This is a genomic window from Peptococcus simiae, from assembly GCF_046569735.1.
GTDB classification, from domain to species: Bacteria; Bacillota; Peptococcia; order Peptococcales; family Peptococcaceae; genus Peptococcus; species Peptococcus simiae_A.
On record NZ_JBKICG010000011.1, the window covers coordinates 23,986 to 40,079 of the forward strand.

Genomic DNA, 16,094 nt, shown 5'->3' on the forward strand with positions numbered 1-16,094 from the left:
GAAAGGAGATTCTCATGTTAGACTTAAAACTCATGCGTCAAAATCCGGAAGCCGTCGTTGAAGGGGTCCGCCGCCGGGGGGACGACCTGGATATGACCCCCTTCCTGGAAGCGGACCGCCGCTACCGGGACCTGACCGTTGAGATGGAAAGCCTCCAGCAACAACGCAATGCCAAGAGTAAGGCCATTGGCGAGACCAAGCGGAAGGGCGAAGATGCCCAGGCCCTTATGGACGAGGTCAATACCGTTAAAGAAAAGATGGCCGCCATCGAAGATGAGCACCGGCGGATTGCCGAAGAATTGGATGCCTTCCGGGCCGGGGTCCCCAATATCCCGGCAGCAGACATTCCCGACGGGGGCGAGGATGACTTCCGGGTCGAACGGACTGTCGGCAGCCCGCGGGACTTCGCCTTCACCCCCAAGGCCCACTGGGAACTGGGCGAGGACCTGGATATCCTGGACTTTGAACGGGGGGCCAAGGTCACCGGCAGCCGGTTCACCTTCTACAAAAAAGGCGCCGCCCGGCTGGAACGAGCTGTCATCGCCTTCTTCCTGGACTTCCACACCGAAAAGCACGGCTACACCGAGCTTATCCCCCCCTACATGACCAACAGCCGGTCTGACTTCGGCACCGGCCAGCTGCCGAAATTCGCTGAAGATATGTTCCACATTGAAAATACCGACTACTACCTGATCCCCACCGCTGAAGTGCCGGTGACCAACTTCCACCGGGACGAAATTTTAACCGCCGCCGACCTGCCGGTGAAATACTGTGCCTTCAGCCCCTGCTTCCGGTCTGAAGCCGGGTCTGCCGGTCGGGATACTCGGGGAATTATCCGCCAGCACCAGTTCCACAAGGTGGAAATGGTCAAGCTGGCCCATCCGGACCACAGCTGGGAAGAACTGGAAAGCCTGACCCAGGACGCTGAAGACCTCCTCCAGGCCCTCAAGCTCCCCTACCGGGTCATCACCCTGGCCGCCGGCGACATCGGCTTCTCCAGTGCCAAGACCTATGACCTAGAAGTCTGGCTCCCCTCTTATGACAACTACCGGGAAATCTCTTCCTGCTCCAACTTCCTGGACTTCCAGTCCCGCCGGGCCAACCTCCGCTTCAGAGATGAAGACGGCAAGGTCCGCTTTGTCCACACCCTGAACGGGTCTGGCCTGGCTGTAGGCCGAACGGTGGCTGCCATTATGGAAAACTACCAAAAAGAAGACGGGACCATTGAAGTGCCGGAAGTCCTCATCCCCTACATGGGCGGCCGGACGGTCATTGAAAAGTAAACGTAGCTAGGCACGGGAAAGGGAGGATTTCTCCCTTTCCCCATTAATGAAGACATCAAAAGGGGGCTGTGTCAGAATGAGTAACATCATTCGGCACAACCCCATAAAAGGTCATTTTTACCTGTCATTTTTCTCGCTCTAGGCTAAGATTAAAATACTTGTTGTAGGACATGTATATATTATACCAACAATGGCCAAGGCCCGTCCCAAAAATGAGACGGGCCTTGTGCTTTTTTAGGGGTCTATTTTGCAACAGCCCCTTTTCTGTCTTCCACTCTTTACCTATCTTACCGACCTTTTCCGGCCTTAGCCGGGGAGGTCCTTTTCCGTAAAGACCCGGATGCCCTTGGCCTCCAGGCATTCGCTGGTGACCCCGTCGCCGGGGACCAGGCGCCGGGAAAAGGTCCCGTCATAGACCTGGCCCCTGCCGCAGGAGGGGCTCTTGGCCTTTAAGATGGCCAGGCGGATGCCCCGGTCCCGGACCAGGGCCAGGGCCTTGGCAGCTCCCAGCCGGTAGGCGGCGGTCACATCTTCCCCGGCGGCTGTCCGCACCGCCTGGCCCTGGCGTTCAGCCGGAGGCCGGGGAATGGGCAGGCCCCCGGCCACTTCCGGGCAGATGGGGCAGAGGGTAAAACGGTCTGCCAGGGCCCGGACCGCCGGCAGGCCATTGTCCCGGCCATCATAGCGGCAGGCCTCCCCCAGGAGGCAGGCACTGACCAGGATGGGGGTTCCGGCCGGCAGGGCAGCAAGGATCCGGGCCAGGGCCCCTTGCCGGTCTTGGTCACTTGAATAATCCTGCGGCTTAACCATGGGCGACCAGCTCCAGGACCCGGGCCGCCAGCTGGTGGTGGCCGCCGGCAGACAGGTGGATGCCGTCAAAGGGCTCTATCCAGGCATCTTCCCCTTCCAGCCAGGTAAGATTGGCCGGCAGGGGCCGGCTCTGCAAGTCCCTGGCCAGGGCCCGGCAGGCCTGGACCATCCAGGCCGGGCCAAAGGCCAGGTCCCCTTCCAGGGGGTCAAGGGCCCGGGGCAGGATACCGATCACCTGGCAGGTCTCGGCCAGGGGGGCCAGGGTCTGGTAGAGGGCATCCGCCAGGACAGCAACGCCCAGGCCGGCCAGGAGGTCGTTGGTGCCCAGCTGCAGGATGAGGGTTGCCGGTATATCCAGGGCCAGGCTCCGGCGGAGGACCCCCTGGCCATCTGCCAGGCCTCCGGCCCCACAGAGGGTCCCTGAAAAGAAACGGCCATTTTGTCCCTCTATCCGCACCTGCCTGGGGGCCAGGGCCCGGCGGACCCGGTCCGGCCAACGGTCGGCCGCCAGATAACGGCCGCCGCCGGGTTGGTAGCCAAAGGTGTTAGAATCGCCGATAATCAATATGCTCATGGACTTCCTCTCTCCCTCCTGAAAGACGAACGGAATAGGGCTTGACTTTAAATAAGGGATAGTGTATCCTAAGGGTGAATTATTTATACTTTCTAACAAAAAATTTTATATACCCTGGTGATTCGCACCCCCTCATTTGCCCCCCTCTTCCTGACCTGTTCGCTCCCCCGCGACAGGTCTTTTTTCTTGGCCGCCGGTGTGCAAAGGGCCTGTATTGATGGTATGATTATACCATAGAAGGAGGGTACTTATGATGCTATTTGACGACGTCGCCCTGGTCCTGGAAGGTGGCGGCATGCGGGCCGCCTACAGTGCCGGTATGGTCAGTGCCTTAATGGAGGCCGGCCTGCACTTTCCCTTTATTGCAGCCGTTTCCGCCGGAGGCACCATTGCTTCCTGCCTCTTATCGGACGACCGCCCCCGGCTCCAGGCCTCCTTTGTCACCATGGCCCAGGACCCGGACTTTGGCGGCCCGGGTCATTTTCTCCGGGGCAAGGGGTATTTCAATGCCCACTACATTTATGAAGATGCCTGCCGGTCCGACGGGACCATCCCCTTTGACTGGCCGGCCTTCCTGGCCAATGATACCGACTTCGCCATCGGGGCCTTTACCCGGGATACCGGCGAGGCCCGCTGGTGGACCCGGGCGGATGTCCATTCCCCTGAAGATATGGGCCGGATTGTCCGGGCTTCCAGCTCCCTCCCCATCATGATGCCGGCCACCTGGATTGAAGGCACCTGCTATATGGACGGCGGTTTAAGCGAGAGTATCCCCCTGAGCCCGGCCCTGGTCCGAGGCTACAAGCGTTTCCTCATTATCCGCACCCAGGAGGCGGCTTACCGGAAAAAAGAAGGGGGCCCGGCCCTCTTAAGCCGGGCACTGGGCCTGGTCTACCCCCATCTGGGGACTGCCATGCGGACCCGGCCTGCCCGGTATAACCGGGAGCTGGCCTACTGCCAGGCACTGGTCGACCGGGGGGCTGCCTATATGATGCACCCGGCCATCATGCCGGTTGACCGGGGAGAATTGGATCCCGCCGCCATTGGCCAGGCCTTTGACCTGGGCCTGGCCCAGGGCCGGCGGGACCTGCCCCAGGTCCTGGCCTTTTTAAAGGGTGACCGGCCATGACCGGGGTCAGTGAAAGCCTCTATGCCATCTTAACTAGCGAAGGCCGGCCCGGCCTCATGGCCCCCCAGCAGACGGCCGGGGCAGTCCTCCTGGCTGCCGAGGTCTGGGACCTCCTGACCGCAGGGGTGGCCTGGGGGGTCTCCGGCCAGCGCTTTTACGCCGCCAAACCCCTGCCGGAGGCCCTGGCCCATACGGCGGCCAGCTATACCGCCATCTGCCAGGGCCAGCACCGGCCCGGCCCCCTCTTCCGGCAGATGGGCCGGGTGGAGGTCCAGGCCTTGCGCCAAAAGGCCTATGCCGACCTCCCCCTCCCCTTTGCCGATGAGGCCGATGACTTTGGCGATATGCCTCCTTCAGCTGTTGCTTATATCCGGCATATAACCCTGAAGGGGACGCCCAACCCGGCCGATGACGCCCTCCTCCTGGCCCTGGCCCGGGCCAGCTGGCTCAAGGGCTTTTACATCCGCGGAAAGATGGACCAGGTGGTCCTTTCCAAACGGCTCAAGGCCATCCGGCTAAACCCACCCCTGGCCGGAGGCTGGTCCTTTCCGGACCTCTTACGGCCCTTCCTGGTCTTATCCGAATGGGCCCGGCTGTAAAAAATCCGGGCCCTTGTTTGAAAAACCGATTCAAGGGGTATTCATAGGTTACACATTCTGTACATAATTAAGGAGGCGTCGTATGATCTTCAATGTAAACGGTGACAGCAGGGAGTTAATCGCCCGTGCCTTCAAGCCGGATACCCGGCTTGAAGATATGCCCGAAAACACCGCAGACTTATTAGAAGAATACCTGGAGGGCCATAAAAAGGACCTCCTGCACCACCACTACAAGGTCACCCCGGAAGAATTTGCCGAGATGGAAAAGGTGGTCCAGTTAAATAATAAGAACCAAGAGCTCCATAGCCAGCTCACCGCTGATGAGCAAAAACGGTATGAGGATTGGGAGATGACCCGGTGCATGCGGGATGCCCTCCACATGGCTGAAAAAGAAAATGAATTCCTGACCGGCCTCCTGGCTGAGCGTCAGGGCTAAAAAGCGACCAGCAGGGTCGCTTTTTGCTTCAAGTAAAAATCCCGGTGCCCAGGGCACCGGGATTTTTAACATACAGGTTTATGCGCCTAAAATAGCAGCCAGGTCTTCTTCAGCTTGGCCAGTGGGGTGGAGGTCAAAGGTCTCAACCAGGGTTTGCAGGACCCTGTCTGAGAAGAAGGCCGGCAGGCTGGGCCCAACATAGATGTTTTTAATGCCCAGGGCCAGGAGGGTCAAGAGGATGCAGACCGCCTTCTGTTCATACCAGGACAGGACCAGGGTCAGGGGGAGGTCATTGACGCCGCAGTCAAAGGCTTCAGCCAGGGCCACTGCCACCTGGATGGCGCTGTAGGCATCGTTGCATTGGCCCATGTCCATGAGCCGGGGCAGGCCGCCCAGGGTACCCAGGTCCAGGTCGTTAAAGCGGAATTTCCCGCAGGCCAGGGTAAGGACCAGGCTATCGGCCGGGGTGGCCTTGACGAAGTCGGTATAGTAGCTCCGGCCCGGCTTAGCGCCATCACAGCCGCCCACCAGGAAGATATGGCCTAAGTCACCGGCTTTGACCGCTTCCACAAGGGTGCCGGCATGGGCCAGGACTGCGTCCCGGGCAAAGCCGGTGGTCATGGTGTGGCCCCCGTTGGCCCCGGTCTTCTCCTGGAGCCGGTCATAGCCCCCCAGGGCCTTGGCCTTGGCGATGACCTGGGAAAAGTCCTTGTGGCCTTCCGCATCGGCCTCAATATGGGGCAGGTCCGGCCAGGCCACTAGGCCGGTGGTAAAGAGGGCCTCCTTGTAGGAAGGGCGGGGCGGCATGAGGCAGTTGGTGGTATAAAGAAGGGCCCCGGGAATGTTGTCAAATTCAGCCTGCTGGTTGTTCCAGGCGGTGCCGAAGTGACCTTTCAGCTGGTCATACTTGGCCAGTTCCGGATAGCCGTGGGCTGGGAGCATTTCCCCGTGGGTGTAGACCGCCACCCCGGTGCCTTCGGTTTGCTCCAGGAGCATTTTTAAGTCTAAGAGGTCGTGACCGGTGACCACAATAAAGGGGCCCGACCCAATATGGGTGGAGACCGTCGTCGGGGTCGGCCGGCCATAGCTTTCTGTATTGGCCTGGTCTAAGAGGCCCATGGTTTTTAAGTTCAGATGACCAAAGTCCATGAGGAGACTGAGCCAGTCAGCAAGGGGATGGTCTTCAACCAGAGCGGCTAAAAATGCTGCACAGCCCTGGTAGATGGCCGGGTCTTCATAGCCCAGGACCCGGGCGTGGTCGGCATAGGCCGCCATCCCCTTGAGGCCAAAGAGAAGGGTGGACCGGAGGCTGACGATATCCTGGTCCCCGTGGAAGAGGGCCTGGGGCGACAGGTCATCCACTGCGCCGGCGCCCAGGGCATCCCCGGCCTGCCGGTAAAGGGCGTTGTAGCGGTGGATGTCCGCCTCATCGAAGTTGACATTGGTGACCGTTAAGAAGAGTCCTTCAATTAAGAGCCGGCCGGTTTCTTTGCTGACCGGTCCCTGGCGCAGAGCGGCCCGGGCCAGGCGGATGAGGGCCACGACGGTTTCATCCTGGGCCAGGGCTACGGCCGGGCTTTTACCGCAAACCCCGGCCTGGCTGCAACCGGTCCCGCCGGCGGTCTGTTCACATTGAAAACAAAACATTTTTTCCTCCATAAGTATCCTCCTTGATCATGTCGTTAAATAGCTCCAGCTTTTGACATGATTATACCGGTCTGCTAGACTGGTTTATGTAACAATTGTTACCCATCTTTCTTTTAGGAGGAAAAATGTTTATCGGTGACCACCATCTCCAAGCCTACCCCCTCTTTAAAAATTGCAGCGATGATGAGGTCCTCCGCTTTATGACCTGTGTCATGCCCCTCGAACGGCAGTGGGCCAAGGGCCAGGTCCTCCAGGACCAGGACAGCCCCCTGACGGAACTCTACCTGGTCCTGGAAGGGCGGCTGGCCTTGACCCGGATGGGCGCCGGGGGCCAGGAGGTCCGGGCCGGCGAATTGGTCCCGGGCCAGACCTATGGCCAGGCCACGGCCTTCTCGACCGGCCAGGCCGAGGGCCAGCGGGACCCCTTTGCCATCGTGGCCCTGGAGCCCAGCCGGACCCTGACCTTCCCGGCCGGGGCCTTTTACCGCCAGTGTGCCCAGGTCTGCACCGCCCACCAAAAAATCATCCGCAACATGCTCAGTGACTTGGCTGGCCAGGCCCAGCAGTTAAGCCGCCGGATCCGGATCTTATCGGCGACCACCCTCCGGGGGAAAATCGCCCTCCTCCTCTTGGATGAGGCCGGGGGCCGGCCGGCGGGCCAACCCTTCACCCTCTCTTACAGCCGGGAAGAAATGGCCAGCTTTTTAGCGGTGGCCCGGCCCTCCCTGTCCCGGGCCTTGGCCGCCATGAAACAGGAGGGACTCATTGATTATGACCGCCGGGTCTTCCGGATTCTAGACCCGGTCCGTTTGGAGGCGAGTGAATAATGTCTGATTTGCAGGTATCTCCGGCTGATTATGCGGCCACTTGGGGGCTGCCGGTCTTAACCGGCCAGGCCAGGGCCCAGCCCTACCGCTTAAAGGAATGGACCGGGGCGACCAATGTCTGCACCCCGGTGGCCTTAGCCCGGCTCTTGCGGCCAACGGCCTCGCCGGCAGAGGGCCGGGCCCTGATGGAGACCCTCCTCCCAACGGCCAGGCGCTGGGGCTGGCACCCGAAAATCGGGACCTTTTTCTTCACCGTTGGGGCCATGGCCCGGGCCTTTGGCCGCCGGCTAGGAAGCCCGGTCCGGCCCAAGACCCGGCTGGCCTTTGGGCCCCTTGGCCGGCGAGGGGCCCAAGCCTTGATCCGCCGGCAGCTGGACACCGCGTCCGGCGTCATGCTGAGTACCCTCTGGGGCCCCTGGCCCCGGCACAGCATGGTCATTACCGGCTACCAGGTCTACCGGGGCGGGGCCGTCCTGGTCCATATCCAGGACGGCTGGCGCCACCGGGGCCAGTGGGTAGACTTCCAGAGCCTCTGCCAGCAGACCCCGGTAACCCTGACCAGCCTCTGCCCCATTCAAGACTAAAGGAGGACTGCCATGTTACCCCTCTGGCCCTTGGCCATTATTGTTATTGCCAATATCGTTTATAACCTGGCCACCAAGGAAATCCCGACCCAGGCGCCGCCCTTTTTAGCCCTGTCTCTGGCCTATGCCCTGGCCTTTGCCCTGAGCCTGGGCCTCCACTTCCTGACCCGGTCCGGGGAAGTGAGCCTGGCCGGAGACCTGAGCCGGCTGAACGGGGCCAGCCTGGCTCTGGGCCTGGCCATAGTAGCCCTGGAAGGGGGCTATATCATGCTCTACCGGGCCGGTTGGCCGGTGAGCTTGGGGTCCCTGACGGCCAATATCCTCCTGGCCCTGGCCCTCCTGATCATCGGCTTTGCCCTATACAAGGAGCCGGTCAACCTCCGGACCCTGACCGGGGTGGTCCTCTGCCTAGTGGGCCTGGTCCTTATCACCACCAAGGGTTAAGCCCCTTGAATAAAAAATAAGAGCTGGATACCCAAACGGGTGTCCAGCTCTTTTGTCTATCTTATGCTTTTTTTCCATCGCCTTGGTAGGCGTCGGCTGCTTCCAGGGTATACCGGGCCCGTTCGCCGCCAATGAGTTTGGGCCGGCTAAAGGCACAGGCCACCTGGGCATCGCCAATGGTATGGTGGGCCAGCCGCATGGGGACGGCCACCGGTCGCATATGCATGCCGATCATGGTCAGGCCGATGTCAATCCCGTAGCCGGCCCGGTGGGCCAGGTCTTCGACAACCAGGGGGTCCCGCATCCGGCGGTAGGCACAGGTGGCCATAGACCCCCCGGCCCGGTAGTGGGGGATGACGCTGACCTCGGTCAGGTTTTCAATAATGGCCGTTTCCCGGGAGACCACCAGGGCCCGGTTCAGGTGTTCACAGCACTGGAAGGCCAGGCGGAGGTGGTAGTCCTTGGCAAAGGCCTCTAGGACCGGGTAGAGGACATCGGCCACCGCCGGGCTGCCGGCCTTGCCGATCCGCCGGCCTTGGACTTCACTGGTGGAGCAGCCAACCACAAAAATATCGCCACTCCGGGGGGCTGACCGGTCGACCATATCCTTTAAGACAGCCTTTAAGTCTGCGGCCAGGGCCGCCTCAGTCCATTGGTCTTCCATTACAGCTCGCCCCTTTCAATAGCAGCGATCTCATCCACCCGCCGCTCATGCCGGCCGCCTTCAAAGGTCGCTGATAAAAACCGGTCGACAATTTCCAGGGCCAGGCCCTGGCCAATGACCCGTTGGCCCAGGGTCAGGATATTGGCATTGTTATGCTCCCGGGCGGCATGGGCTGAAAAGGTATCGTGGCAGAGGGCTGCCCGGACGCCGGGCACCTTATTGGCGGCAATGCCAATGCCAATCCCGGTACCGCAGATGAGGATCCCCAGAGGCAACTTGCCTGCGGCCACATCCTTGGCCAAGGGTAGGGCAATTAAGGGATAATCACAGGAAGCAGAGCTATCTGTCCCGTAGTCAACCACTTCATGGCCCTGGGCCTGCAGGTGGTTGACGATGGCTGTTTTCAGGTCTAAACCACCATGGTCGCTACCGATTGCTATTTTCATGATGCATCCTCCTTAGCTATCTCTTCCAGTAAGGCCGCTACAGCCCGGTCTATATCTTGGTAGGCTTCTTCATAGTCATCTGCATCGCCGCCAAAGGGGTCGCGGATATCCCCGGCGGCCAGGGGCCTGATCTTGTCACCGGCTTCAGGAAAGGCGGCCTTCAGTTGGGCGGCCTGGGCGCCGGTCATGGTGACAATGAGGTCGGCTGCAGCCACGTGGTCCGGGGTCAGTTGTCTGGCCCGGTGGTCGCTGCCGCTGAGGCCATGCCGGCCCAAGGCGTCGGCGGCGCCGGCGGAGATGGGGGCTCCCGGCTGGGCAAAAAGGCCACAGGAAACCAGGGCCAGGTCCCGGTAACGGTCCGGGTCTCGGGCCATCTTATCCATGGCCACAGCAGCTGCCATGGGGCTCCGGCAGGTATTGCCGGTACAGACAAAGACAAGGTTCATGCGTCCTCCTCCTTTAGCGGTTGACTGAGTTTATTGATTCGGTTGGCCACAGCCAGGCCCATGCCGGCTTCATCGTAGCTGGCAATGAGCATGATGTCGCAGCCGGCGGCTTCCAGCCGGCGCAAGCCGTCGAAGAGCCGGGCCGCGGCCAGTTCCGGGTGGGTCTTGGCCCCCAGGTTCCAAACCAGGACCGAGGGGTCAAAGGGGGCCAGGGCATTGAGGCTTTCATCATCCAGGAGTAGGCCGACTTTTTCCCCGGCATGCTGGGCTAAAAAGGCCCGGGCGGTGTCCAGGCCTGCATTGGGCAGGCGGAGAACCGGGACATTCGGGGCATAGTGCCGGTACTTCATCCCGGGGGCCTTGGGCCGGTTGGTCCGGACCGGGTCCGCCACCGGCCCGATGACGGCTTCCAGGGCCTCCCTGGTAATGCCGCCGGGCCGCAAGAGGGAGGGCGGATTGACGGTCACATCGACAATGGTCGACTCCACGCCAACGGCCGTCTGGCCACCATCGATGACCCCGGCCAATGCATCGCCAAAGTCTGCCTGGACGTGCCAGGCCAGGGTGGGCGAAGGTCGGCCGCTCTTATTGGCGGAAGGGGCCGCCAGGGGCCGGCCGGTGGCCCGGATGAGGGCCTGGGCCACCGGGTGGTCCGGCCAGCGAACGGCCACCGTATCCAGGCCGGCGGTGACCACATCCGGTACCGTCTCCCGCCGCCTTAAAATAAGGGTTAGGGGACCGGGCCAAAAGCGGTCAGCCAGTTTTTGCCCGGCCGGTGGCAGGGGCTCTACAATATCCTCCAGCATGGCCCGGTCGGCAATATGTAAAATCAGGGGGTTGTCCTGGGGCCGGCCCTTGGCCTTAAAAATATTTGCACAGGCTACGGCATTTAAGCCATCTGCCCCGAGCCCATAAACGGTTTCCGTAGGAAAGGCCACCAGGCCGCCAGCCCGCAAGGCTGCCGCTGCCGCCTGGAGGTCCTCATCCTTTGCTCCTTGCCACATAAGGCCATCTCCTTTGATTGAAGTATACCCCTAGTATAAGCCATGGACCCGGTCGCTTCAAGGCTTAGCCCCCTTGCAGGGACTTTGCCGGCGGCCGCTTACCCCGACTTTCAAATCCTTATTCAATAAATCCGGTCCTTTCTGACTTTTGCTGTTGACAGCTGGGCCGTGATTTGATAAATTACATATATAGTTAGCTATACCTAACAGATTGGAGGCATTATGCTTGAGCAAAGACTTATTTATTTTTGTGCGCCAACCCTGGCCGGTTTAAAAACGGCCGGTCTCTTTAATGCCAATGGTATTGCTGACCGGGACCTCCAGGCAGAAGTCACCCGCCTGGCGCCGGCCCTGTCCTACTGCGGCCTGGCCCTAAGATTATTTTATAAGGAAGGCCGGGCCCCCCTCGTCTACCTCTACCGGCAGAGTGACCTGGCCAGGGACCTGGCTGATCCGGATATCCGGGCCTTTTTACAGACTTATGATTACTGCTTAGATACGGTTGACACGGCGCTGGACGATTTAGAAAAACGCATCAAGACCTGTCCGGCCTTTCCCCATGAAGTGGGCGTGTTTTTATCCTACCCGCTGGAAGACGTGAAGTGCTTCATTGCTTACGGCGGTAATAAATGCCAACTGTGTGGTCATTGGTGTGCCTACTCCCAAACCGAGGCGGCACAGCTGTGTTTTAACCGGTATGACCAATGTAGCCATAGCTATCGCAATTTATATCGCTGCGGCCACCGCTTAGCGGACCTGGCTGTAGCCCGCTAGAAAGGAAAGTGGAAAATGAGTAAAATCACGATTTGTTATTGGAGTGGCACCGGGAATACGGAAAATATTGCCAACCTGGTGGCTGAAGGTGCCAAAGAAGCCGGCGCAGAAGTAACCATGGTCCAACCCTGGGACACCAGCGCTGACGACCTAGCTGCCTGCGATAAAATTGCTTTCGGCTGCCCGGCCATGGGGGATGAACAACTGGAAACTGAAGACTTCCAACCCCTTTGGGACGATGTGAAAGACAAGCTCAAGGGCAAGAAAATTGTCCTCTTCGGTTCTTACAACTGGAACAGCGGCGAATGGATGGACAGCTGGGCCCAGGAAGCGGCCCAAACCGGAGCCACCCTGGTGGCCGACGGCCTGGCCATCCTGGACTCTCCAGAACCGGGTTCTGACGAAGAAGACGACGCCAAGGCCCTGGGTGCCGCCCTGGCCAAGGCCTAATTGACCAAGCCTTCTCTCCGCCCTTCCGCCCTGCCCGCACAGGTCGGGAGGGCGTTTTTTTATGCCCGCCGGCCGGACCAAGCAAAAAAACCGGCCTGGCAGGCCGGTTTATGGTATGAGGTCAACCTAGTTAAAAAAACGGTTGAAAGAGGATAGGACTCTTTTGCAGAGGCCCTTACATTCAACAGATTTAACAGCATCTTTACCGGCATCGACAGCGGTTTCCGCAGTCCGGCCTAACTGTTCGAGCATCCCGTCCGGACGAAGCTGGGCAACGGCCCTTTTGGCCTGCTGGACATTCCGACGACGGTTGGGCAGGATGGCCATGAGCAGGAGCAGGGCAAAGGCCCCCAGGCCAATGGCCATCCCTAGGGCCACCTTGCCATCAAGTCGTTCCTGTTCTTCTTCCATGATGGTGTTGCTGGATGGATCTACGACGTATTGTTTCATTATTGGTCTCCTTTTTTCTCTAACAGGTCACGGTCACGCAGGACCAGAAGAATCTTGCCATTATTAAGGTAGGTCTTAAAGCCATTGGCGATATCCTTGAGGTCTGCTTCTTCCGGGGGCAGGTCACCGACAGCCAGGGTTGGTAGGCTGGCCCGCTGGCGCTGCCAGAGTTTGAGGTTCAAGTCATCATAGGCCGGGGCCGGGGCAGCCGGCGCAGGAGCCTCTTCCCCTTCAGCCACTTCTACCGGGGCCGGCTCGACCAATTTGCCGTCTAAGAGCTCAGCCTGCCGGCGGGAAACCATTAAAACCGCCCGATCTCTTTCTTCCACCGGTAGGGTATCCAAACCGTGGGCCAGGCCTTCCGGCGTATCAAAATTTCCGTAAACAGTTGTATACATCCCTTCCACTCCTCTTCTGTGATATGTCTATTTTAATATTGCGACGATTATATGTCAATCTTTCCCGCCTTTTCCGGGTAAAGGGCCGGGCACTGGGTATGTAGAAGCTAAGAGCCAAGGAAGAAAGGAGCTAGCTATGTCTGAAACCATTCATTTTGACCACAACCGCTTTTACATCGGTGACCGGGCCGACCAGGCCCAAGCCTACCTGGATATTGAACCGGCCGGGGACCGGCTGGTCCGGGCCACCCATACGGTGGTCGACGAAAGTATGCGGGGTCAAGGGGTCGCCGGCAAGCTGCTGGAGGCCCTGGTCAGCCATGCCCGGGCAGAAGGCTGGCAAATCATCCCGGCCTGCAGCTATGTCCAGCGGGCCTTTGATAAGGACCCGGACAGCTACCGGGATGTCCATTATAAGTGAACAAAAGGCCGCCTCGAGCGGCTTTTTTCTTGCCCTTTCATGCCGCCCGGCTTGAAAGCCGCTCTTAAAAGTGCGACAATACATATAAGCTGACTCAGAACAGAAAGGACATCCCTATGGCTGCACAGGAATTTAACATCAAAACGGCCTCCCGCCTCTACTATGGCGGCTATTACGACCGGCTGGTCGAGGCCAAAGAAAGCCTAGAGCTCTTATTCGGCGAAATGGAGTACGACCTGCTGAATAAGAAGGGGCGGAACCCCATTGAATATATTAAAGCCCGGATCAAAACCCCGGCCTCTATGGAAGAAAAATTAGCCCGGTTGAACAAGGGCGGCTTACGCCTCGGCGCCCAGGACCTCTTTGACGGCTGCGGGACCCGGCTGGTCTGCACCTTTATCGATGATTGCTATACCATCAAGGACTGGCTGGCCACCCGACCGGACCTGCTTTTTGTCGCAGAAAAAGACTATATCCGCCATCCCAAGGCCTCCGGCTACCGGTCCTACCACCTGCAGGTCCGGGTTCGGACCGATGTGGGCCAGTGGGTCAATGCCGAAATCCAAATCCGAACCATTGCCATGGACTGCTGGGCCACCCTGGAACACCACCTGCGGTATAAAAAGCACCTCTTGAATGAATCCATGATGGCCTCCGAACTGCAGCGGTGCGCCGATGAATTGGCCTCAACGGATATAAACCTGATGATCATCCGAGACCGGATTGTCTACGATAAGGAGGAAGCAAGCGATGAGAATACTCCTAGCTGACGATGAACGGGAATTGACCCGGGCCCTGGCCGTTATCCTGGCCCATGAAGGCTATGAGGTGGAAGTGGCCGATGATGGCCGGGAGGCCCTGGCCTATGCCCAGGCAGAGGCCTTTGATGCCTATATCTTTGACATTATGATGCCGGTCATGGACGGGATTACCCTCCTGGAAACCCTCCGAGCCGCCGGCGACCATACGCCGGCTATTTTCTTAACGGCCAAGAGCTCCACCGATGACACTATCAAGGGCCTGGATGCCGGCGCCAACGACTACCTCATCAAACCCTTTGCCATGGGCGAGCTCCTGGCCCGGGTCCGGGCCCTCCTCCGCCATAACGATGGCAATAGCCAGGAGAAAAAGAAGGTCAGCTGGCTCAATGTCTCCCTGGACTGCCAGCGGAATATGCTCCAGGGTTCCACCATGCGGCTGGCCCTGGCCCCGGATGAGGCCAAACTGATGAAGGCCCTGATGGAAAGGGCCGGCAAGCCCACCGCCCATGGGGACCTCCACCGGGACTGCCTCCCCCAGGTCAATGCCGATACCCTGAATCTCTACCTGGACTATATCCAGCAAAAGCTGGACTTTGTCGGTGCTGACGGTCACCTGGTCCGGGATAACGGCATGGTCTACCTAAAGGCTGACCGATGATCCGCAAGTTACGCTGGCGGTTTATCCTGTCCACCATGCTCAGCCTACTCCTGGTCATGGTGGTCCTCCTGACCGCTGTCAACGGCCTGGCCTACTGGCAAAATACCAATAAAGTGGACGGGCTCATTGACCTCATCGCCAGCCATGAAGGCCAGCTCCCCAAAAATATCGACGCCGCTACCGACAAGGTCCGAGAAGAGCTCAAGCTCAGTGAGGAAACCCCCTATGAGACCCGGTATTTTACCGTCTACCTGGATGAAGGGGACCGGGTCCTGGGGGTCAACCTGAGCCATATTGCCGGCACCAGCGGAGACCGGGCCAAGGTCCTGGCCTATACCGCCCTGGCCAAAGACCGGTCCCGGGGCTCCCTGGACCACTACCGCTACCGGATGATGCCCAAGGACGGCGGCAAGCTCCTCATCTTTTTAGATATGCAAAATGAGCATAACCTCCGGCAGGAATTTATCCGCAACAGCCTCCTGGTGGCCATTATTGCCTTTTTTGCCACCTTTATCCTGGTCATCCTCTTTTCCAAAAGAGCGGTCCAACCCCTGATTGATAACCACCTGCTCCAGCGCCGTTTTATCAGCGATGCCGGCCACGAGCTAAAGACCCCCCTCTCGGTCATTTCCGCCAATGTAGACATCATTGAGCTGACCGAGGGCAAGAGTGAATGGACCGAGAGCATCCACCGGCAGGTGGACCGGATGAACAGCCTGGTCTCCGAGCTCTTAAAACTGGCCACCATGGAAGAACGAACCGCCCTCCGCCGGGACTTTATCGACCAGGACCTCTCTGCCATCACCGAAGAAATTGCCGCCTCCTTCCAGCCGGTGGCCACCCATGACCAGAAAAAACTGGCCCTGGATATCCAGCCCGGCATCCAGCTCTTGGGCGATGGCCAAAGCCTGGCCAACCTGGTCTCCGTCCTGGTGGACAATGCCCTCAAGTATTCTCCCCAGGAGACAACGGTTACCATTGAACTGAAAAATACCGGCCGCCAGGGCAAGCGGCTCTCGGTCAGTAATACCTGCAAGGACTGCCCGGATGTCAATGAACTGAACCGCTTATTTGAACGCTTTTACCGGGCGGACCCCTCCCGGTCCAGGCAGAGCGGGGGCTTTGGTATTGGTCTATCCATGGCCAAGGCCATCGTCCAGGCCCACCGGGGCCAGCTGACGGCCCACTTAAAAGACCAGGTCATTACCTTTACAGTGACCCTGCCCTAGCAGGCAAGAAGCCCTAGCCAAGCGGCCTGGCCGCCGGTTAGGGCTTCTTTTATGCCTTTA

General features: G+C 59.6%; 22 protein-coding genes. 13 read left to right on the plus strand and 9 right to left on the minus strand.

The features are described from left to right. Positions 1-14: 14 nt before the first annotated feature. On the plus strand, positions 15-1,283 hold the full coding sequence (gene serS, locus ACLGL1_RS05945; RefSeq protein ID WP_411007826.1) for a serine--tRNA ligase: 1,269 nt from the start codon (positions 15-17) through the stop codon (positions 1,281-1,283). Positions 1,284-1,589: 306 nt separating this feature from the next. Here serS and ACLGL1_RS05950 read toward each other — a convergent pair whose 3' ends face one another. Together ACLGL1_RS05950 and ACLGL1_RS05955 are read right to left on the minus strand one after the other, a co-directional pair. Continuing rightward, positions 1,590-2,093 (minus strand): DUF523 domain-containing protein, encoded by a 504-nt coding sequence (locus ACLGL1_RS05950; RefSeq protein WP_411007827.1) that lies wholly within the window; start codon positions 2,091-2,093, stop codon positions 1,590-1,592. Then, the gene (locus tag ACLGL1_RS05955) at positions 2,086-2,667 is read right to left on the minus strand and encodes a GDSL-type esterase/lipase family protein (protein WP_411007828.1); all 582 of its coding nucleotides are present in this window, start codon (positions 2,665-2,667) and stop codon (positions 2,086-2,088) included. The genes ACLGL1_RS05950 and ACLGL1_RS05955 overlap by 8 nt, the downstream gene beginning before the upstream one ends. Positions 2,668-2,917: 250 nt before the next feature. Between ACLGL1_RS05955 and ACLGL1_RS05960 the strand changes: the two genes are divergently transcribed. The 3 genes from ACLGL1_RS05960 to ACLGL1_RS05970 all read left to right on the plus strand — a co-directional run bounded on the left by ACLGL1_RS05960 (position 2,918) and on the right by ACLGL1_RS05970 (position 4,831). Then, a complete protein-coding gene (locus ACLGL1_RS05960) occupies positions 2,918-3,796 on the plus strand; it encodes a patatin family protein (RefSeq protein ID WP_411007829.1) in 879 nt (292 codons plus the stop codon). After that, complete coding sequence (locus tag ACLGL1_RS05965) at positions 3,793-4,395, plus strand: hypothetical protein (RefSeq protein ID WP_411007830.1); 603 nt, start codon at positions 3,793-3,795, stop codon at positions 4,393-4,395. Before ACLGL1_RS05960 ends, ACLGL1_RS05965 begins: the two co-directional genes overlap by 4 nt. An 82-nt stretch (positions 4,396-4,477) precedes the next feature. Beyond that, positions 4,478-4,831: a hypothetical protein gene (locus tag ACLGL1_RS05970; RefSeq protein WP_411007831.1), complete on the plus strand. Its 354-nt coding sequence runs from the start codon at positions 4,478-4,480 to the stop codon at positions 4,829-4,831. A gap of 78 nt (positions 4,832-4,909) precedes the next feature. Here ACLGL1_RS05970 and hcp read toward each other — a convergent pair whose 3' ends face one another. Further along, positions 4,910-6,490: a hydroxylamine reductase gene (gene hcp, locus ACLGL1_RS05975; RefSeq protein ID WP_411007832.1), complete on the minus strand. Its 1,581-nt coding sequence runs from the start codon at positions 6,488-6,490 to the stop codon at positions 4,910-4,912. Between the two features lie 113 nt (positions 6,491-6,603). Here hcp and ACLGL1_RS05980 point away from each other — a divergent pair, with 113 nt between their 5' ends. Genes ACLGL1_RS05980 through ACLGL1_RS05990 form a run of 3 tightly spaced genes read left to right on the plus strand, consistent with a single transcriptional unit; the run spans position 6,604 to position 8,333 of the window. After that, on the plus strand, positions 6,604-7,305 hold the full coding sequence (locus tag ACLGL1_RS05980) for a Crp/Fnr family transcriptional regulator (protein ID WP_411007833.1): 702 nt from the start codon (positions 6,604-6,606) through the stop codon (positions 7,303-7,305). Continuing rightward, positions 7,305-7,889, plus strand: coding sequence for a hypothetical protein (locus tag ACLGL1_RS05985; protein ID WP_411007834.1), 585 nt, complete (start codon positions 7,305-7,307; stop codon positions 7,887-7,889). The genes ACLGL1_RS05980 and ACLGL1_RS05985 overlap by 1 nt, the downstream gene beginning before the upstream one ends. Before the next feature lie 12 nt (positions 7,890-7,901). Beyond that, positions 7,902-8,333: a hypothetical protein gene (locus ACLGL1_RS05990; RefSeq protein WP_411007835.1), complete on the plus strand. Its 432-nt coding sequence runs from the start codon at positions 7,902-7,904 to the stop codon at positions 8,331-8,333. 61 nt (positions 8,334-8,394) lie between these two features. On the opposite strand, the gene ACLGL1_RS05995 is transcribed toward ACLGL1_RS05990, so the two are convergent. Genes ACLGL1_RS05995 through ACLGL1_RS06010 form a run of 4 tightly spaced genes read right to left on the minus strand, consistent with a single transcriptional unit; the run spans position 8,395 to position 10,893 of the window. Further along, positions 8,395-8,997 (minus strand): TIGR01440 family protein, encoded by a 603-nt coding sequence (locus tag ACLGL1_RS05995; protein WP_411007836.1) that lies wholly within the window; start codon positions 8,995-8,997, stop codon positions 8,395-8,397. Further along, entirely contained in the window at positions 8,997-9,443 is a 447-nt protein-coding gene (gene rpiB, locus ACLGL1_RS06000; RefSeq protein WP_411007837.1) for a ribose 5-phosphate isomerase B, read from the minus strand. The genes ACLGL1_RS05995 and rpiB overlap by 1 nt, the downstream gene beginning before the upstream one ends. Further along, entirely contained in the window at positions 9,440-9,889 is a 450-nt protein-coding gene (locus ACLGL1_RS06005; RefSeq protein WP_411007838.1) for a low molecular weight protein arginine phosphatase, read from the minus strand. Before ACLGL1_RS06005 ends, rpiB begins: the two co-directional genes overlap by 4 nt. Continuing rightward, the gene (locus ACLGL1_RS06010; RefSeq protein ID WP_411007839.1) at positions 9,886-10,893 is read right to left on the minus strand and encodes an L-threonylcarbamoyladenylate synthase; all 1,008 of its coding nucleotides are present in this window, start codon (positions 10,891-10,893) and stop codon (positions 9,886-9,888) included. The genes ACLGL1_RS06005 and ACLGL1_RS06010 overlap by 4 nt, the downstream gene beginning before the upstream one ends. Positions 10,894-11,115: 222 nt before the next feature. On the opposite strand from ACLGL1_RS06010, the gene ACLGL1_RS06015 reads away from it, so the two are divergent. Further along, entirely contained in the window at positions 11,116-11,667 is a 552-nt protein-coding gene (locus ACLGL1_RS06015) for a DUF3793 family protein (RefSeq protein ID WP_411007840.1), read from the plus strand. A 15-nt stretch (positions 11,668-11,682) separates the two neighbouring features. Next, positions 11,683-12,117, plus strand: a complete 435-nt coding sequence (locus ACLGL1_RS06020; RefSeq protein ID WP_411007841.1) for a flavodoxin — start codon at positions 11,683-11,685, stop codon at positions 12,115-12,117. A gap of 126 nt (positions 12,118-12,243) precedes the next feature. On the opposite strand, the gene ACLGL1_RS06025 is transcribed toward ACLGL1_RS06020, so the two are convergent. Together ACLGL1_RS06025 and ACLGL1_RS06030 are read right to left on the minus strand one after the other, a co-directional pair. Continuing rightward, positions 12,244-12,567, minus strand: a complete 324-nt coding sequence (locus ACLGL1_RS06025) for a hypothetical protein (protein WP_411007842.1) — start codon at positions 12,565-12,567, stop codon at positions 12,244-12,246. Next, complete coding sequence (locus tag ACLGL1_RS06030; RefSeq protein WP_411007843.1) at positions 12,567-12,965, minus strand: hypothetical protein; 399 nt, start codon at positions 12,963-12,965, stop codon at positions 12,567-12,569. Before ACLGL1_RS06030 ends, ACLGL1_RS06025 begins: the two co-directional genes overlap by 1 nt. A 49-nt stretch (positions 12,966-13,014) precedes the next feature. Here ACLGL1_RS06030 and ACLGL1_RS06035 point away from each other — a divergent pair, with 49 nt between their 5' ends. From ACLGL1_RS06035 to ACLGL1_RS06050, 4 genes are all read left to right on the plus strand, one after another. Beyond that, positions 13,015-13,386, plus strand: coding sequence for a GNAT family N-acetyltransferase (locus tag ACLGL1_RS06035; RefSeq protein WP_411007872.1), 372 nt, complete (start codon positions 13,015-13,017; stop codon positions 13,384-13,386). 116 nt (positions 13,387-13,502) lie between these two features. After that, the gene (locus ACLGL1_RS06040) at positions 13,503-14,156 is read left to right on the plus strand and encodes a GTP pyrophosphokinase family protein (protein ID WP_411007844.1); all 654 of its coding nucleotides are present in this window, start codon (positions 13,503-13,505) and stop codon (positions 14,154-14,156) included. Positions 14,157-14,169: 13 nt separating this feature from the next. Beyond that, positions 14,170-14,805 carry a response regulator transcription factor gene (locus tag ACLGL1_RS06045; RefSeq protein ID WP_411007873.1) on the plus strand — a complete coding sequence of 212 codons (636 nt, stop codon included), beginning with the start codon at positions 14,170-14,172 and terminating at the stop codon, positions 14,803-14,805. Then, positions 14,802-16,034, plus strand: a complete 1,233-nt coding sequence (locus tag ACLGL1_RS06050) for a sensor histidine kinase (RefSeq protein WP_411007845.1) — start codon at positions 14,802-14,804, stop codon at positions 16,032-16,034. Before ACLGL1_RS06045 ends, ACLGL1_RS06050 begins: the two co-directional genes overlap by 4 nt. Positions 16,035-16,094: the final 60 nt, after the last annotated feature.